The sequence below is a fragment of the Acidobacteriota bacterium genome (genome assembly GCA_016716905.1).
Classification (GTDB): domain Bacteria; phylum Acidobacteriota; class Vicinamibacteria; order Vicinamibacterales; family SCN-69-37; genus SYFT01.
Genome location: JADJUS010000004.1, coordinates 1,320,863 through 1,335,650, shown reverse-complemented (window position 1 = coordinate 1,335,650; position 14,788 = coordinate 1,320,863). Strand labels below are relative to the sequence as shown.

Sequence of the window (14,788 nt, the reverse complement as noted above, 5' to 3'; positions counted from 1 at the left end):
AACGTTCAAACTTGAACAGCCAGCCGGCTTGGCGATCCTCATACTGGTTGCCCATGCTTTATGAGTTCGTGACGACCTATCGCGATGCGATCATCACGAGGGCCAGGGAGAAACTGACGGCACGGCCGTGGCCGGCCGCCTCGGAGGACGAAGTCAAGAACGGCGTCCCGCTCTTCCTGACCCAGCTTTCGGAAACCCTGCGGGCGGAGTCCACCGGGACGCCGCATTCGCCGCACGCGATCGGCTCCACCGCCACGCGTCACGGGCGCGAGCTGTTGGCACTGGGGTTCACCGTGTCGCAGGTCGTGCATGACTACGGCGACATCTGTCAGGCCGTCACCGAAATCGCCATCGAGCAGATGGCGCCCATCACCACCGACGAATTCAAGACGCTCAATCGCTGTCTGGACACCGCCACCGCCGAAGCCGTGACTGAACATGCGCGCATCACTGCCGAGGCGAGGACCACCGAGGAATCCGAACGCTCGGGCCATATCGCGCACGAGACGCGCGACCTGCTCAATACGGCGCTGCTGGCGTATCAATCGTTGAAGGGCGGCCTGGTGGGCATCAACGGCAGCACGGGCGCCGTCCTGGGCCGCAGTCTCATGGGTTTGCGCGATCTCGTGGAGAGCACGCTCTCTGACATTCGCATTGCCGCGAATGAGCAGCGGCGCGATCGCATTTTGGTCGTGCCATTCCTCAAGGACATCGCGATCGCCGGAAACCTGCATGCCGAGGCCCGCGGCATCAGGTTCACCACGGAGCTCGGTGACCCGGCGATGGCGGTCACGGCAGACCCGCAGATCCTGGCGTCAGCGGTGACCAACCTCCTCAACAACGCATTCAAGTTCACGCCCGCCGGCGGGCATGTGGTCTTGCGTGCGCGCACAAACGAAGAGGCACGTTTGCTGATTGAGGTGGCCGACGAATGCGGCGGCATCCCCTCCACCGAAGCCGACCCGTTCCAGGCGTTTGGCGTGCGTCGCGGCCGTGACCGCACAGGACTGGGTCTTGGGCTTTCGATTGCGCGCAAAGCGGTTAGAGCCCACGGCGGGGACATCCATATGGAGAACCTCCCCGGGAAGGGCTGCGTCTTCGTGATCGACGTGGCGCTGGCCGCGCCCGTTACTGTGGCTTGAGCGCGCGCACTCGGGCTTGAGGAACAGCCCGAGCTACGTGACGGCTCGGCCCTTCCGAACGTAGCTCGGCCCGCTCTTCAAGGCCGAGGCTGCAGTGCCAGTTTCGTTCCAGCGGATAATGGATGGCGAAGCCTGAATGCTGAAGACGACATCGCGATACCTGCTCGGCGTCTTGTTCATTGCGGCGGGCGCCAACCATTTCGTCAACCCGGCGTTTTATCTGGCGATGATGCCGGCGTATCTGCCGTGGCACTCGGAGTTGGTCTTTCTGAGCGGCGTTGCCGAAATCGCGCTTGGGGCGCTCCTGCTGTTCAGGCGATGGGCGGTGTGGGCGGGATGGGGACTCATTGCGCTGCTCGTGGCGATCTTTCCCGCCAACGTGAACATGACACTTCACCCCGAGCTGTATCCATCAATATCGCCGACGGTCTTGTGGCTGCGACTGCCCCTGCAGGCGGTGTTCATCGCGTGGGCGTGGTGGTATACGCGGCGGTAGAGTCGAGTGTGTAGGCGAAGGTATCGCAGTTGCGAATCGGCTCTCCGCGCAGCTTCGCATCGATCTCTGCCAATGGCCACGCTTCCAGATGCATGCGCAGCATCTGCATCGTGCCGATGTGCGTCACCAGCAGCAGCCGTCGGCCGGCGAAGGCCTTGAGGTCCGATTCCAGGAACAGCTTCACCCGCAAGGCCAGGTCCGCCAGGCTCTCGCCACCGGGCGGGCGTGCGAAATACGGCCCTTCCGTCCGCCAGTATTCCTGCAGCCAGGGAAACGCCGATGCGGCTTCTTCCTCGGTCATGTTCAACGCGTAGCCCGCGTCCCGCTCGCGGAGCAGGTCGTTTGAGTGGCGCTCAATCGCGTCGCGCTCCTCTACGGGCCACGCTTCCAGCAGATGCTCGACCGTTTCCTGTGTTCGGCGAAAGCCGGAGTCCACGATGACGTCGAAACTTTCGTGCTCTTCGCGTAGTCGCTCACCGAGCGCCCTGGCCATCGCGCGCCCGGCTTCGGTGAGAACGGTCGAGCGGTCGGCCTGTCCGCGAAACGGTCCCGCGTCAGCCTCGCTAGCAAAAAACGGCCGGCCCCGTTTTACGACATTGCGTTCGCTTTCAGCATGCCGCGCCAGCACGAGCAGGGAGTTCATGGGTTAAGGGTACCCCGACCGTGGACCCACCCTGTCACAGGCTGGGGTGATACTGTGCCGTGCCCGAACCCCTTCAGCTGCTCGAACCGCCCACGCGAGTGGAGCGCGCGATTTCGAAGTCCAAGTACATCAGCGGGCTGCAGTGCCACAAGCTCCTTTGGCATCAGTACAACGCGAAGGAACTGATCCCGCCGGTAGACGAATCGCAGCAGGCGGTCTTCAACCAGGGACATGAAGTGGGCCGGCGCGCGCGTCAGCTCTACCCGGGCGGGGTGCTCGTCGAGCGGGAGCGTTGGGACATGGATGGCCTGTTGGAGGACACGGCTCGAGCCCTCGCTGCGAGCAGCCCCCATCAGGGCGGGGCAATTTACGAAGCGGCATTCCTGGGTGGCGGCGTCTACGCGCAGGTGGACATCCTCGTCCCCACCGGCGACGGGCGCTGGGACATCGTGGAGGTCAAGAGTTCAACGTCGGTCAAGAGCGTTTATCTGGACGACGTGGCGGTGCAGCGGTTTGCGGTGGAGAGCTCGGGCACGCCAGTGCGCAACTGCTATGTGGTGCACATTGACCGCGAGTACGTGCGGTCTGGCGACGTGGACAACCACAAGCTCTTTCGCGCGGTGGACGTCACAAGCGAGGTGGCCGACCGGCTTCCCGACGTGCCTAGAAGGATCGAGGCGCTGGCGTCGGTGATCCGCCAGTCGGAGTCACCCGAGATCGCGATCGGCCCGCATTGCTCGAAGCCGTATGACTGTCCACTGAAGCCCGTGTGCTGGAGCGCGCTGCCGGAAGGACACCTGACCAAGGTCGTCCGTGGCGCTGACCGCCGAGCGATTCAGGTGGCGGCGGACGAATCGCAAAACGTCCACGTGGCCGAGCCCCAGGTGCGAGGCTTCCTCGACGGCCTGACTTACCCGCTGTTCTTTCTGGACTTCGAAACGTTCGGCACAGCCGTCCCGCTGCTCGACGGCACGAGGCCATACCAGCAGGTGCCGTTTCAGTTCTCGCTGCATATCCGTCGCGAGCCCGGAGGGGCCATGACGCACCACGGTTTCCTGGCAGACGACGCCTCTGATCCGCGCCCGCAGCTTCTGCAGTGGATGCGCCACTACCTCGAGTCCGCCGGCTCCATCGTCGTCTACTTCGCGGGGTTCGAGACCGGGCGGCTGGCCGAACTGGCGCGTGACTTCCCCGCGCAGGCGCCGTGGATCGAGCAGATCCTTGCGCGCGTGGTGGACCTGCACGCGCCGTTCAAGGCGTTTGAGGTGTATCACCCGCTGCAGCACGGCAGCACGTCGATCAAGGCCGTCCTGCCCGCGCTCACCGGCATGGGCTACGAGGGGATGGCGATCGGCGACGGCGCCACGGCCTCGCAGTCGTTCCTGCGCATGGCCTTCGGGCCCGCGCCGGGCCACGAGCCTCCCGTCGATGTCGCCAAGGTCCGCCAGGACCTCGAGGCGTACTGCGCGCTCGACACCCTGGCGATGGTCAGGATCCTGGACGCGCTCGAGATGGCCCTTGGCGGCCTTGAGACCCAGGCCGCCCTACGAGGAGCGCGGACGCGCATTTCGTAGCGCGGCGTGCACTTCAACGCCGCGGCACTTGGCGGCCTTGAGACCCAGGCCGCCCTACGAGGGGCGCGGACGCGCATTTCGTAGCGCGGCGTGAACCTCAACGCCGCGGCACTTGGCGGCCTTGAGACCCAGGCCGCCCTACGAGGGGCGCGGACGCGCATTTCGTAGCGCGGCGTGAACCTCAACGCCGCGGCACTTGGCGGCCTTGAGACCCAGGCCGCCCTACGAGGACGGTGGCCGCCCTACGAGGACCGCCGCCCGGCCGGGGTGGCGCTCAGGTCGTGCACCCGTTGCTCGACTTGCGCGAAGAGGTCTCGGCTCGCAGCGATGCGCATGAGCCATTCCTCGGCGTAGTCCTGAAGCGAGGCGGCGCCACGTTGCGCCGATGGCGACAGGAACTCCCGCAGTGGACCACCAACCAGGCGAGCCAGGAAGAGCGCAGCGATGACTTCGGGGTCCAGGCGGAGACTGGCGGCACGTTGCAGCAAGTCCTGGCATTCGTCCAAGAGGCCGGCGTCGTGCAGCAATTGGAGCGCGCGATGCGGATCCAGCCTGGACGGATCGCTCTCGATCAAATCCAGAAGCAGGCGGAACGCCTTCGGCCGGCGGTCACGCGGGGCCCTCGTGAACAGCTTGCGAAGCTTGGAAGCCGTCGCAGAAGCCACCATTGGCTTCCGGGGACTTGGGGCGCTCATGGTCGGCTCGATGAGCATGCAAGCCTCGTCGGCCAAATCCATCATCGGCACCTGCAACCGCCGAGACATCACCGACCCAACCCCACCCCACCCAGCCGCCATCGTCTGCTGCACCTTGCGGATCGCGGGGATGCCCTGTGCCTTCTCGCCCTCAGCCCGCTCGGCGATGACGAGCCAGTTGGTCCAGTCACTGATCAGTTGATAACGGACCGCAGTGTTCGCCGGGTCTGCAGGCCCCGGTTCACCCAGCCGCGCTGACGCCGCGAGTCGAGCCACGGTCGAGATGCCCCCCGCAGACTCCGCTGACTGTGCGGCCGGCGCCATCGCCACTTCCTGGCGGAACACGTCGCCGTCGTCTGTTTCGATCTCCAGCGCCACAGCGCCGGCAACAACAGCGCGGCTGAACTGCGCGCTGGCCATCACGGTGTCGCCCTCGAAGACGGCGCCAAATTGCTTCGGGGTCATGCCATGCGCGCCCTCGGGCCAGTGCACCACCACGCGTTTCGCGTGCGGCGCCCGCATGCGCTCGAAGTGGCGAATCACGCGGTCCGCCATCCCCTCCTGCGGCGACACCAGTTCACACGCGCCGCCGGTGACTTCGGCCAACTGTCGCACAAACGCCTCGGTGACCGAGTTCCCGACGCCCACCGTAAACACCCGTCGTTTCCAGTGTCTGGCCTGCCCCACGACCCCTTCCCACGCTGACACTTCCCCATCGGTGACCACGAACAAATCCGCCTGCTCCGAATCCATCGTCGCCGCACGAGCCACATCAAGTGCGTGGCTGATTTCAGTGCCGCCCATATCCGCCTGAAGTTCTGCGGCAAATTGCCTGGCGGCGGCAAGATTGATCTCGTTGCACGGAAGCAACCGATCCGAGAGGACTTTGGTTTTTTCGCCGAAGGCCACGATGGCCACTCGGTCGCGCGGTTGCAGGGCGCGCAGAATGCCGTCCAACGCGAGCCTGGCCTGTGTGATGGAGTCGCCTTGCATCGATCCGGAACAGTCGATCACGATCGCGAGGTTCAGCGCGCGCGGCTGTCGCAGACCTGGGAACAGCGGTTGGAAGCTGGCGATCGCGGCGGTGCCGTCACCGTCTGCGCCGCTCATCGCGAAGCTGCGTGTGGACTGGGGAGCCTTCACGGTGAGAATGAAGTCGCGATCCATCACGGCCTCGCCCCGCTTCAGCGCAATTTCCGTGCGGTCGGGCAGCGACGTGAGCGTCACCATATGCGACGGACATGTGAACTGCGCGTCGCGCAGGCTGCCGTGCACCACCACCTTGAGCGAAAACTTGTTCTCGACCAGGAGCGAAGATTCCGGCGCCTGATGCGGCGCATGAGGCGACTTCCCCAAACCGTGGCGCGATTGTCGTCGGAATCGAGATGCGTAATGCATCGCCCACCCAGCGATAGACCAGTGCGTAGCGGAACGTGATCGTGGCCGTCTCTTTCGGCAGGAGGTTCCCGACGTTGATCGTGTAGAGGCCCGGCTCGATCGCTTCGAGCATCACGGCGGAATCGCCGGCCTCGATGGCGTCTTCGTACTGCTTCTCTGCCGACGACTTGCCGACGACGACTCCGGTCAGCAGGCGGCCGCCGATCTCGACACGCAAATCAAGCAACACGGCGTCGAGGGGCAGCGGGAACGTGTAGACCGCCTCGATATTGACGGGTTCGTCGTTGCAGTAGACCTGCCGCACGGTGACTTCGGAGAGCAGGTCTTGCAGGACCGCGTCGATGGACGTTTCATACAGGGTGGCACGGGTCATTCCTTGTCCTCGCTCTCGTGAAGTTGTTGGTACGCGCGCGTGACCGCGCGGAAGAATGCGCGCACTTGTTCCGGGGTCAGTCCGGCTCGACCCGGTTCAAGGGTCACCTCCACGCCGTCGGCCACCACCAGATGGCTCCAGACTTCCACCGTGCCCGCGCGCCGCGGTGCCGGTGGCAGCACGCCGCTTGTGGGCGCTTCGAGGACTTCGCGAATCCGTTCCAGCGACAGCCCGGCCAGTTGCCACTTGCGTACGACCAGGAGTTGTTCGACGTGGTGGTGGGTGTAGGAGGCGCCCTTGCCGATGCCCTGCGGGCGATCGATCAGGCCGCACTGGATGTAATACCGCACCGTCCGCCGCGGCAGCTCGGCCAGGGCGGCGATTTCGTCCAGGGTGAAGGTCTTCGCGCTATCCACGCCAGCGATACTAGACAGTTAAACTGTCTTTGTCAACTGTCACGAATAATGGCGGCCTTGACCTTCGACGAAGCTCAGGTCACCCCGAGCCTGGTCGAGGGGTGAGACCCAGGCCGCCCTACGGGGAGCACGGGCGCGCATTTCGTAGCGCGGCGTGCAGCGCATCTCGTAGCGCGGCGTGACCCTCAACGCCGCGGACCTTGGCGGCCTTGAGACCCAGGCCGCCCTACGAGGAAGTGTGCGGAGGCGATGTCCGCCTCGGCGAGAGGCCGGACCGTCAGGTCGATCATGACCCGCTACTTGCTGGTTGAGGTTCGAGTGAGGTCGGCGCGCACGGCATCCCAGGATCTGCCGGCGGTAGGATTGGCGGCCAGCTCGGCCAGCCGTTCCTCAAGTACTTCCCGGTGCCAGTCGGAGATCGGGACCGAGTCGTCCGTCAGGCTCGCGAGTAACTCGGCCGCCACATCGGCGCGCTCGTCGGCGGGCAGGGTCAATGCCTGTTGAAGCACGGATTGGGCTCGCGAGGTCATGATGTCTCTCCCCTTCCCCGAACCATAGCGAACCCGAAGGTCGATCACAAGCGATGTGGTACATCAAAATGCGCGAAGACTCCAGCTCGCTCGGAGCACGGGAACGGGATGCCCACACCCGCGTGCCGTTTGAGGTCACAAATTGTGACCTCAACCGTTTCGACACGACCGTAGGCGCGCATTTCGTAGCGCGGCGTGAACCTCAACGCCGCGGACTTTGGCGGCCTTGAGACCCAGGCCGCCCTACGAGGAGCAGCTAAGGGCGTTACCCCGCGACATAGCTGGATCTTGAGATCACAATTTGTGATCTCAAGTGCTCCCAGCCGACGGTGCTGCTTCTCGTATCAGCCGACCGTGACCGTTGCCACTTGGGTCACGGGCGGAGGCACGGCAATACCGTCTTCGCGCATACCTTTCAGGTGCTCGGCGATGGCCTCTTGGATTAGACGTTCGGCTTCTTCGCGCGTATCGGCGACAGCCACGCAACCCGGTAAGTCCGGCACCGTCGCCCCGAAACTGGTGGGTCCCTTCTCGATGAGAACGGCGTAGGTCATCGCTTCCTCCCGCTCCAGTCTAGGTCGGACTAGCCAGCCTCAGCCCATATCCGCAGTTGGACCCGAAGTCCGGCGTGGCCGAGCATGGCGATGAGGGTGTCGACACTGAACCGGTCGATTTTTCCCGTCACCAGGTCGCTCACCCTCGGCTGGCTGACGCCAAACACGGTGGCCGCCTGGGCCTGGGTCAGTCCCTTGTCCTCGATGACGCGGCTCAAGCGAATCATGAGTTCCGACCTCATCGCCAGGTTCTTGGACTCCTCCGATGAGAAGCCCAGATCACGAAACACGTCTGTAGTCGCCCGCCCTGGCTTCCTGCTTACTCGTGTCATGACTTCCCTTCCCTCTCGGCACGAAGTCCCCAACGGTCCCCGTCGGCTTCCAGTCAGAGGGAGTTAGAACCACGATCGGCTTCGCGTCACGGCTGATTATATATATTTTTATATAATCCAAACCGTCGAAGAAAACATCTGCAACTGCTGGGCCGCTGCAAAGGCCTCGAAAATCGGCTTGAGGCTCTTTCCATGACCGGATCGGATTGCAGGAACTGCGTACCCCGGGCGAGCTGTTTAAGATCACAAATTGTGATCTTAGAGAGCGGTGTCGGCCTGCGGTGGGCGCGAATTTCGTAGCGCGGCGTGCACCTCAACGCCGCGGCTATTGCCGCATTGACCTTTCGTCGGGGCTCAGGTCACCCCGAGGCGTTCATTTTGATGCCACTCGCAACCCTGACACTTCACGACGTTCTACCCTGCAGGGTGGAGCAAGCAGGATGAAGCCAAAGGTGTACGTGGAAACAACCGTCGTCAGTTACCTCACGGCGTTTCCGAGTCGCGACCTGCTACTGGCAGCGCATCAGCAGGTGACGCGAGACTGGTGGGCCGGCCGCGCTGCGTTTTCCCTCTTCGTCTCCCAGTTCGTGTGGGACGAGGCCTCCGCCGGCGCCGCTGCGGCAGCTGAGCGTCGCCTGGCGGTTCTTCGGGAACTCCCATTTCTCGATCTCACGAACGAGACGACCACGCTGGCGGCTGAACTCCTCCGACTGGGTGGGGTGCCGCAGGCCGCGAAAATTGATGCCCTCCACATCGCCGTGGCGGCCGCTCACGGGATGGACTATCTTGTGAGTTGGAACTGCACCCACATCGCAAATGCCACGATGCGTGGACGGATCGAAACCATCTGCCGGGCCGCGGGGTTTATTCCACCGCTGATTTGTACGCCCCTTGAGCTGGCGAAGGAGCAAGCGCCATGAAGTCAGACAACGCCATCGTGGACGAGGTCCGAGCCGCACGCAAGGCGATCGCCAGGAAATCAGGCGACGACCTGGGCAAGATCGTCGAGGCCGCACGGGCGCGCCAGGCCAAGGGCAGCCGGAATGTCGTGTCGCGCTCGCAGAAGAAGGCGGGCTCGGCCAAGCGCGCATCCTGACGCGCAACCACGCCCTGGATCTTGAGATGCCAATCTGGCATCTCAAGTTCACCTGCGTAAGCCACTGGCTGTCTAAGGTCACAAATTGTGACCTTAAAGAGCGGTGGCGACCGGCGCGTAGGCGCGCATTTCGTAGCGCGGCGTGAACTTCAACGCCGCGGAACTTGGCGGCCTTGAGACCCAGGCCGCCCTACGAGGAGAAACCAAGCGCGTTATCTGCGCACCGGCGGCCACTGCCCCCTGTGCCCCGTGACGGACTCGATCTGAGCGACGACGATGGCAAGGTCGCTGACGAGTCGAGGGTGGAGTCCGATGGCCTGGTACGCGGTGACCAGGCCGCGGTAATAGCCAATCGTGCCGTCCTTACCGGCGTCTTTGTTGAAGCGCGCCCAGAGGGCCTCGCGGCATTCCCGGTAGTCCGACAGGATCGCGCTCGCGTTCGCCAGTTTGTCGGCGGCCGAAACCAGAATCACGGACGCTGACGTCTCCTTCTCAACCCGCGACACATAGTCGATTTTGCGCTCAAGCCAGGACGGCTTCGGTGTCTCGAATGTGTCTGAGCACCCATGGACGATGTCTCTGACCGCGCGTCCGAATCGGGCTTCGATGTCGTTGAGCCGCCCTTCTCCGCCCATGTCTTCGGCAGCGTCGTGCAACAGCGCGCCGATGGCCTCGTCTTCCGAGCCGCCATGTTCGAGCATTTGCCGGCCACCATCAGGAGGTGCGCCACATAGGGAGTGGCCGTGCCCTTCCGCACGTGGCCGCCATGGACGGCCGTGGCATAGATCAGCGCGCGGTCGAATCGGTCAGTCAGCACGTCGTTGGGCCTTCACCTCAGTCAGGATCTCGACGAGGACAAGGTCTTGCCGATCGAGGCGGCGCGCGAGGCGGCCCTCGGACTGTTTGATCTCCTGCCGCATGTCTCGCCGCAGCTTGTCGAAGCAGAAGGTCGTGTAGTCGCGAAACCGTTCGTCAAGGGTCTTCGGCATGGCTCCAAGACCTCCGAGTCTAGCATCGTCACAAACGCATGCGCGCAGGCGCGTATTTCGTAGCGCGGCGTGAACCTCAACGCCGCGGCCCTTGGCGGCCTTGAGACCCAGGCCGCCCTACGAGGACGGTGGCCGCGCATTTCGTAGCGCGGCGTGCACCTCAACGCCGCGGCCCTTCGCGGCCTTGTTACAATATTTCCAGCATCAAGAGTGCCCCGCCGAGTGCGGGGCCGGCAACCGAGCGGGATGACCTCGCCGCGGTGCCATCGCACACCCTGTGCGGATGTGGCCCACGAAGTACGAAGCACGAAGGATGTGGCAAATGATCGTGACTGACTCCACCTATGACTGGCTGACCTGGGGCCTGATGGATTGCCCGCATGGCCGGCTCTCGCCCGACCTGCTCGCGCGCATGGAGGTCCACCGCACGCGGGCGGCGTCTCTCCCTCTGGCTGCGGCCCGCCTGCCGATCGGCTGGTCGTACGACAGCACCCTCCGCCGGCGCTCCACCGCTGACGGCGTTCGCCTTCGGTCCACCTGGCGCAGGGTCAGCCGCTTCATCGTCAACGAGCAGCGCATTGACCTTGAGGCGTTTGGCGGCATTGGGGGCGGACCTGGGTTTGGCTTCAGGGACGTCCGCATCTACGTTGACGACGAGCTCGTTGGACGTGCGTGGAGTGGTGGCTGTGCGTTGGGATTCGGCGGCAGCAGCGGTCCTGCGGTGGCCCTGTTGCGAGACGACTGTGCCGTTCGCGTGACTGTCCCGAACGCATCGTCGGGCCGCGAGTGGGAACGCGTGGATCTGCTGGGGCGCATGGACGCAGGCGCGGTGCAGGACTTCCTCGCTCAGTTGCCCAAGCCGAAGGGGCTGAACTCGCGCGCGAGGCGCGCGCTCGGGCGCTCTACGCCGCGAAACCTAAACGCCGCGACCTGCTTTCATACGTTCGAGTAGCTCCTTGGCGAGCGGCCTCAAAGCCTCGAGCTCTTCTTTCGCACTGGCAGCCGCAGCAAGAATACGGTCGAAGACTTCCTCCATCTGCGAGATGACGTGTCCCGCGTCCGCCTCGTCTGGTGCCGGTGCCTCACCATACGCTGTGCCCAGCCTCTCTCGGAGCAGGACGCCGGCGACCTGTCCGGTGGTGACGGTCAACCCGCTTTCCCGTAGATCGTCGGTCAGCGAATCCAGTGAACGCGCCTCCGCCTCGGTCATCGGCACACGTCTGGTGACCACCGTGCCGGCCCGCCTTGGGCGCCCACCCGCAGACACCAATTCCCCTTGGAGTTGCCTGCGCAGCACCGAGAGAGACGGGCCGGGATCGCAGACTTGGTGCTGCCTTGCCGGCAGCCCGCACGCCGAGCGCCGATTGCAATTCGTGGTGCCCTACTCGGTCGTACGTCGGCGACGAGTCTTTGATCTTCCGAGAGGTCTTGTTTTGTTTGGCCATGACGGGTCCCCATCCTCGTCAAAAGTGGTAATCCGATACAGGCGGCCGTCAAACTCGACAGCCACTTCCCCTTGATTCGTCTCGCGCCCAAGTTTGTGCAGGAACTCGCGAAGCTCGGGCATCAGAAGCCTGAATTCCGTGGGTCGAATGTAGGTGTAGAGCAGAACAGGGCTCTCCCACACCAACCCCCCGTCCGGGTTCTGCCAGCCGCCCTCGGCAGCCGGCAGGATCGTGACGCCACCTCCAATACGCGCCAGGAGCTGAGCCGCAGCCAACACCCATCGCCGTTGGTCACCGAACTCTCTGCCGTCACGGTCCTTGTTCGGCACGTAAAGAGTCAGCGCTTGGACGGAAATCCCGCCATCAGCGCCGAGAACGTGACCTATGTCCATAGCGTGTTCCCCACTTATAGCACACTAAGTGACCTTTTTGACATGTATCGAGGACGGTCAGCCGACCGTGACCGTCGCCACGCGTGTTGCCGGTGGAGGTGCCACTTCGCCGCGGGCCTCCAGGGACGGCCAGATGTTCAGTGATGGCCTCTACAGTCAGGCGGGCAACTTCTTCACGCGCACGGCTTCCAACCGGCGTTTCAAGCCACGTCGAGCAGTGCGCGAGGGTTCTTCGCGGCGATCATCAGCAACGTCCGAGCGGCGCCAGACGGTGCCCGGCGGCCCTGTTCCCACTCCTGGAGCGTTCGCACCGACACGCCCAGGAGTTCGGCGAAGCGGGACTGCGACAGCCCCGTCGTCTCCCGAACCGCGGCCACCGAGGGCACGTTTGTGATGCGTCCGTGCTTACCGCGCTTGAGCTGACGAATGCCTTCGAGGATTTCCAGACCGATGTTTCGCGAACGCTTAGCTGTCACCATCGATCTCCTCCTTTGACCAGCTTTATGTCGATAGACGTAAGCATGACCATACGTCAATGACGTATGACGCCGCAAGGGTTCGCAGGCGCGTATTTCGTAGCGCGGCGTGCACCGCATTTCGTAGCGCGGCGTGAACCTCAACGCCGCGGCCCTTGGCGGCCTTGACCTTCGACGGCGCTCAGGTCACCCCGAGCCTGGTCGAGGGGTGAGACCCAGGCCGCCCTACGAGGACGGTGGCCCCTACGGTCCACCCGGCAGCGCCACCGGACTACGTCATGGACGCGATAGGGGCATATACCGACGTCCTCGCCTCAGGACCGGCGGTGGTCATGGGCGATTTGAACAGCGGCTCGGATCTCAGGCAACAGCAGCCCGCCAGCAAGGGCCATTCACGCATCGTCAGTGCGCTGGCCGACCTTGGCCTTGTCAGCGCCTACCATGCGTTTCACCGTGCCGAACAAAGCAGCCCCGCCAGTGCCTTAATGAGGATCTGGACGCGTTGCTCGGCTGATCGCTTTCACTTCGTTCAGGACTTCGGTGAGCAGCAGACCATGGTGCGTGAATCGACGGTCGATCGTCAGCGCCAGACCATCGACTTTGGCTTCGAGCTGATCGACCCGAGACTCCAATTTGGTGAAGCAGAACTCCGTAAAATCACGCGATTCCGCGAACGCGATGGACACATCGTGAAACTGCTCGTCGATCGTTTTTGGCACCTGCTCTGACATCGCGATCACCCCTCCGTCTGGCGAGTCTAGCATCGTCGTCGGACGACTGCGGCAGGGAGGGTACATCAATCGTGCGTGGCTGTGACCGGCTTGAGAAGCGCCTGGTCGATCGCACGGCCGAGTCGCGCATAGTCCGCAAGCACGTCCGGAAACCCTTCGCGCATCGCCTCTGCCACCTCGCGGAGATTACGCCGACGCAGCTCCTTGGCATACGCTTTCGCCAGCTTCGGCGAGGCAAAAAACGTCAGCACCATCAGTTGAATGCCGAAGTCGTTGTCTACCTCTGGCAGGATGTAGGGTTCCCACAGTTCCGCCAGCCAGTCATGCCCGTCAAGGAAACCGCGCGCCCACAACGAGATTGGCGCATCCGCGTCGAAATTGGCCAGCACATCATCTCGGAACGGGCAGTCAGCCGGCAGCACCGCGTGCCCGGCCGCGACCGAGGTATTGATGTCGTTGTAGACCGTCGTTAATGCCCGCAGGACGGTGTCCGCCTCGGCATGGTCGTCGAACGCAGGGGCGGCACCGGCAAAGATTTCGACTATCCACTCGGATGGAGGCACTAGTTCCGGCGCCGCAGCGACCGCGAACAGAAAACCTTGCAGTTCGTGATACGTCAGAGTGCCGACAGGCCGCTCTGGATCAGCGAGAAACGCGGCAAGCGCGGCGCGGTCAGTCTGTCGGTCCTGATTCGGCATGGCGTTACCTGTGATTATCGGTCAGGTCGCGACGACGACGGACATGGCGCCCTGTTTCTTGCGCGTCGGCGTGATGACGACCTCGACGTCCTGGCCAAGGGCGGTCAGGAATTCAATCAGACGCTCCACCGAGTAGGCGCCCGTACTGCCACGCATCAATCGAGACACGTTGGGCTGCCTGATCCCCAGCACTTTGCCCGCCTCTGCCTGGGTCAGCTTTCGCGCCGTGATGATGCGATAGATCTGCAGCATGAGCGTGGCCTTGAAGCGCTCAAGTTCGGGGTCAGGGAAGCCAAGATCAGCGAAGACGTTCCCACTGCTCTGTTCAACTTTGATTCGGGTGGTCTTCTTCATTGGCCTTCTGCCTCTCATGGTGGCGTCGCTCGGCGGCGGCGCCAAGTATACCAGTATCCACATATTGGAATGTCGCTCAATTCACCGTTGCGGTGGGTAAGTCATGACCCCGGACCGATATCCATGCGCCGTTTCTTACCTTCGACCGAGGTGGCGTCGTTTGCATCTGGTGCCGTCGGATCACGACGATGGCCGAGGCAACGCGTTCAGGCCGCATGGCGGTATCCGGCATTCCCTCTTCGCGTGCAAACGTCGTGCCCGGCTCCGGCGTTTCTGGCGCACGACGAAAGCCAACGTCCAGCGCGCCGGGGCGACGAGCGCGAGTTCTTGACGCGTGTTTGCCGGGCGACCGTGCCGGTTGAGCCCACTTGGGATTGATCTCGGTTCATCGACGTCAAAACCAAGCGCGTGGCGGATAGCCGCAGCAGGCGCGCATTTCGTAGCGCGGCGTGCA

The 14,788-nt window shown here is 63.8% G+C and carries 19 protein-coding genes, 1 pseudogene and 1 riboswitch; of the genes and pseudogenes, 7 read left to right on the top strand and 13 right to left on the bottom strand.

Going from position 1 to position 14,788, the window contains the following annotated elements:
- The first annotated feature begins 53 nt into the window (after positions 1 to 53).
- Positions 54 to 1,142, top strand: coding sequence for a HAMP domain-containing histidine kinase (locus IPL75_09950; protein ID MBK9240563.1), 1,089 nt, complete (start codon positions 54 to 56; stop codon positions 1,140 to 1,142).
- Between the two features lie 136 nt (positions 1,143 to 1,278).
- Complete coding sequence (locus IPL75_09945) at positions 1,279 to 1,638, top strand: DoxX family membrane protein (protein MBK9240562.1); 360 nt, start codon at positions 1,279 to 1,281, stop codon at positions 1,636 to 1,638.
- Here IPL75_09945 and IPL75_09940 read toward each other — a convergent pair.
- Positions 1,604 to 2,281: a histidine phosphatase family protein gene (locus tag IPL75_09940; protein MBK9240561.1), complete on the bottom strand. Its 678-nt coding sequence runs from the start codon at positions 2,279 to 2,281 to the stop codon at positions 1,604 to 1,606. The genes IPL75_09945 and IPL75_09940 overlap by 35 nt on opposite strands.
- A gap of 59 nt (positions 2,282 to 2,340) precedes the next feature.
- On the opposite strand from IPL75_09940, the gene IPL75_09935 reads away from it, so the two are divergent.
- Positions 2,341 to 3,855: a DUF2779 domain-containing protein gene (locus IPL75_09935; GenBank protein ID MBK9240560.1), complete on the top strand. Its 1,515-nt coding sequence runs from the start codon at positions 2,341 to 2,343 to the stop codon at positions 3,853 to 3,855.
- Positions 3,856 to 4,097: 242 nt separating this feature from the next.
- Here the strand turns inward: IPL75_09935 and IPL75_09930 are convergent, their stop codons facing one another.
- The 5 genes from IPL75_09930 to IPL75_09910 all read right to left on the bottom strand — a co-directional run bounded on the left by IPL75_09930 (position 4,098) and on the right by IPL75_09910 (position 8,153).
- A complete protein-coding gene (locus tag IPL75_09930; GenBank protein ID MBK9240559.1) occupies positions 4,098 to 5,780 on the bottom strand; it encodes a VWA domain-containing protein in 1,683 nt (560 codons plus the stop codon).
- 537 nt (positions 5,781 to 6,317) lie between these two features.
- Positions 6,318 to 6,737 (bottom strand): MerR family transcriptional regulator, encoded by a 420-nt coding sequence (locus IPL75_09925; protein ID MBK9240558.1) that lies wholly within the window; start codon positions 6,735 to 6,737, stop codon positions 6,318 to 6,320.
- A gap of 296 nt (positions 6,738 to 7,033) precedes the next feature.
- On the bottom strand, positions 7,034 to 7,267 hold the full coding sequence (locus IPL75_09920; protein MBK9240557.1) for an addiction module protein: 234 nt from the start codon (positions 7,265 to 7,267) through the stop codon (positions 7,034 to 7,036).
- Positions 7,268 to 7,611: 344 nt separating this feature from the next.
- A complete protein-coding gene (locus tag IPL75_09915; GenBank protein ID MBK9240556.1) occupies positions 7,612 to 7,821 on the bottom strand; it encodes a type II toxin-antitoxin system HicB family antitoxin in 210 nt (69 codons plus the stop codon).
- A gap of 29 nt (positions 7,822 to 7,850) precedes the next feature.
- Positions 7,851 to 8,153: an XRE family transcriptional regulator gene (locus IPL75_09910; protein MBK9240555.1), complete on the bottom strand. Its 303-nt coding sequence runs from the start codon at positions 8,151 to 8,153 to the stop codon at positions 7,851 to 7,853.
- Between the two features lie 440 nt (positions 8,154 to 8,593).
- On the opposite strand from IPL75_09910, the gene IPL75_09905 reads away from it, so the two are divergent.
- Positions 8,594 to 9,073 carry a type II toxin-antitoxin system VapC family toxin gene (locus IPL75_09905; protein MBK9240554.1) on the top strand — a complete coding sequence of 160 codons (480 nt, stop codon included), beginning with the start codon at positions 8,594 to 8,596 and terminating at the stop codon, positions 9,071 to 9,073.
- Positions 9,070 to 9,249 (top strand): hypothetical protein, encoded by a 180-nt coding sequence (locus tag IPL75_09900; protein ID MBK9240553.1) that lies wholly within the window; start codon positions 9,070 to 9,072, stop codon positions 9,247 to 9,249. The genes IPL75_09905 and IPL75_09900 overlap by 4 nt, the downstream gene beginning before the upstream one ends.
- 212 nt (positions 9,250 to 9,461) lie before the next feature.
- Here IPL75_09900 and IPL75_09895 read toward each other — a convergent pair.
- Together IPL75_09895 and IPL75_09890 are read right to left on the bottom strand one after the other, a co-directional pair.
- A pseudogene (locus IPL75_09895) lies at positions 9,462 to 10,066 on the bottom strand (HD domain-containing protein).
- Entirely contained in the window at positions 10,056 to 10,238 is a 183-nt protein-coding gene (locus IPL75_09890; GenBank protein ID MBK9240552.1) for a hypothetical protein, read from the bottom strand. Before IPL75_09890 ends, IPL75_09895 begins: the two are co-directional and overlap by 11 nt.
- A gap of 196 nt (positions 10,239 to 10,434) precedes the next feature.
- Positions 10,435 to 10,574, top strand: a riboswitch (SAM riboswitch).
- On the opposite strand from IPL75_09890, the gene IPL75_09885 reads away from it, so the two are divergent.
- The gene (locus IPL75_09885) at positions 10,561 to 11,190 is read left to right on the top strand and encodes a hypothetical protein (GenBank protein ID MBK9240551.1); all 630 of its coding nucleotides are present in this window, start codon (positions 10,561 to 10,563) and stop codon (positions 11,188 to 11,190) included. Its footprint overlaps the riboswitch before it by 14 nt.
- Here IPL75_09885 and IPL75_09880 read toward each other — a convergent pair.
- The 3 genes from IPL75_09880 to IPL75_09870 all read right to left on the bottom strand — a co-directional run bounded on the left by IPL75_09880 (position 11,155) and on the right by IPL75_09870 (position 12,554).
- On the bottom strand, positions 11,155 to 11,469 hold the full coding sequence (locus tag IPL75_09880; protein MBK9240550.1) for a hypothetical protein: 315 nt from the start codon (positions 11,467 to 11,469) through the stop codon (positions 11,155 to 11,157). The two genes, IPL75_09885 and IPL75_09880, sit on opposite strands and share 36 nt — an antisense overlap.
- Before the next feature lie 150 nt (positions 11,470 to 11,619).
- Positions 11,620 to 12,075 (bottom strand): hypothetical protein, encoded by a 456-nt coding sequence (locus IPL75_09875; protein MBK9240549.1) that lies wholly within the window; start codon positions 12,073 to 12,075, stop codon positions 11,620 to 11,622.
- A gap of 200 nt (positions 12,076 to 12,275) precedes the next feature.
- On the bottom strand, positions 12,276 to 12,554 hold the full coding sequence (locus tag IPL75_09870) for a helix-turn-helix domain-containing protein (GenBank protein MBK9240548.1): 279 nt from the start codon (positions 12,552 to 12,554) through the stop codon (positions 12,276 to 12,278).
- Positions 12,555 to 12,829: 275 nt separating this feature from the next.
- Between IPL75_09870 and IPL75_09865 the strand changes: the two genes are divergently transcribed.
- Complete coding sequence (locus IPL75_09865) at positions 12,830 to 13,279, top strand: hypothetical protein (GenBank protein MBK9240547.1); 450 nt, start codon at positions 12,830 to 12,832, stop codon at positions 13,277 to 13,279.
- A 68-nt stretch (positions 13,280 to 13,347) separates the two neighbouring features.
- Here the strand turns inward: IPL75_09865 and IPL75_09860 are convergent, their stop codons facing one another.
- Together IPL75_09860 and IPL75_09855 are read right to left on the bottom strand one after the other, a co-directional pair.
- The gene (locus IPL75_09860) at positions 13,348 to 13,980 is read right to left on the bottom strand and encodes a UPF0149 family protein (protein ID MBK9240546.1); all 633 of its coding nucleotides are present in this window, start codon (positions 13,978 to 13,980) and stop codon (positions 13,348 to 13,350) included.
- 21 nt (positions 13,981 to 14,001) lie between these two features.
- A complete protein-coding gene (locus IPL75_09855; protein MBK9240545.1) occupies positions 14,002 to 14,334 on the bottom strand; it encodes an XRE family transcriptional regulator in 333 nt (110 codons plus the stop codon).
- Between the last annotated feature and the right edge of the window lie 454 nt (positions 14,335 to 14,788).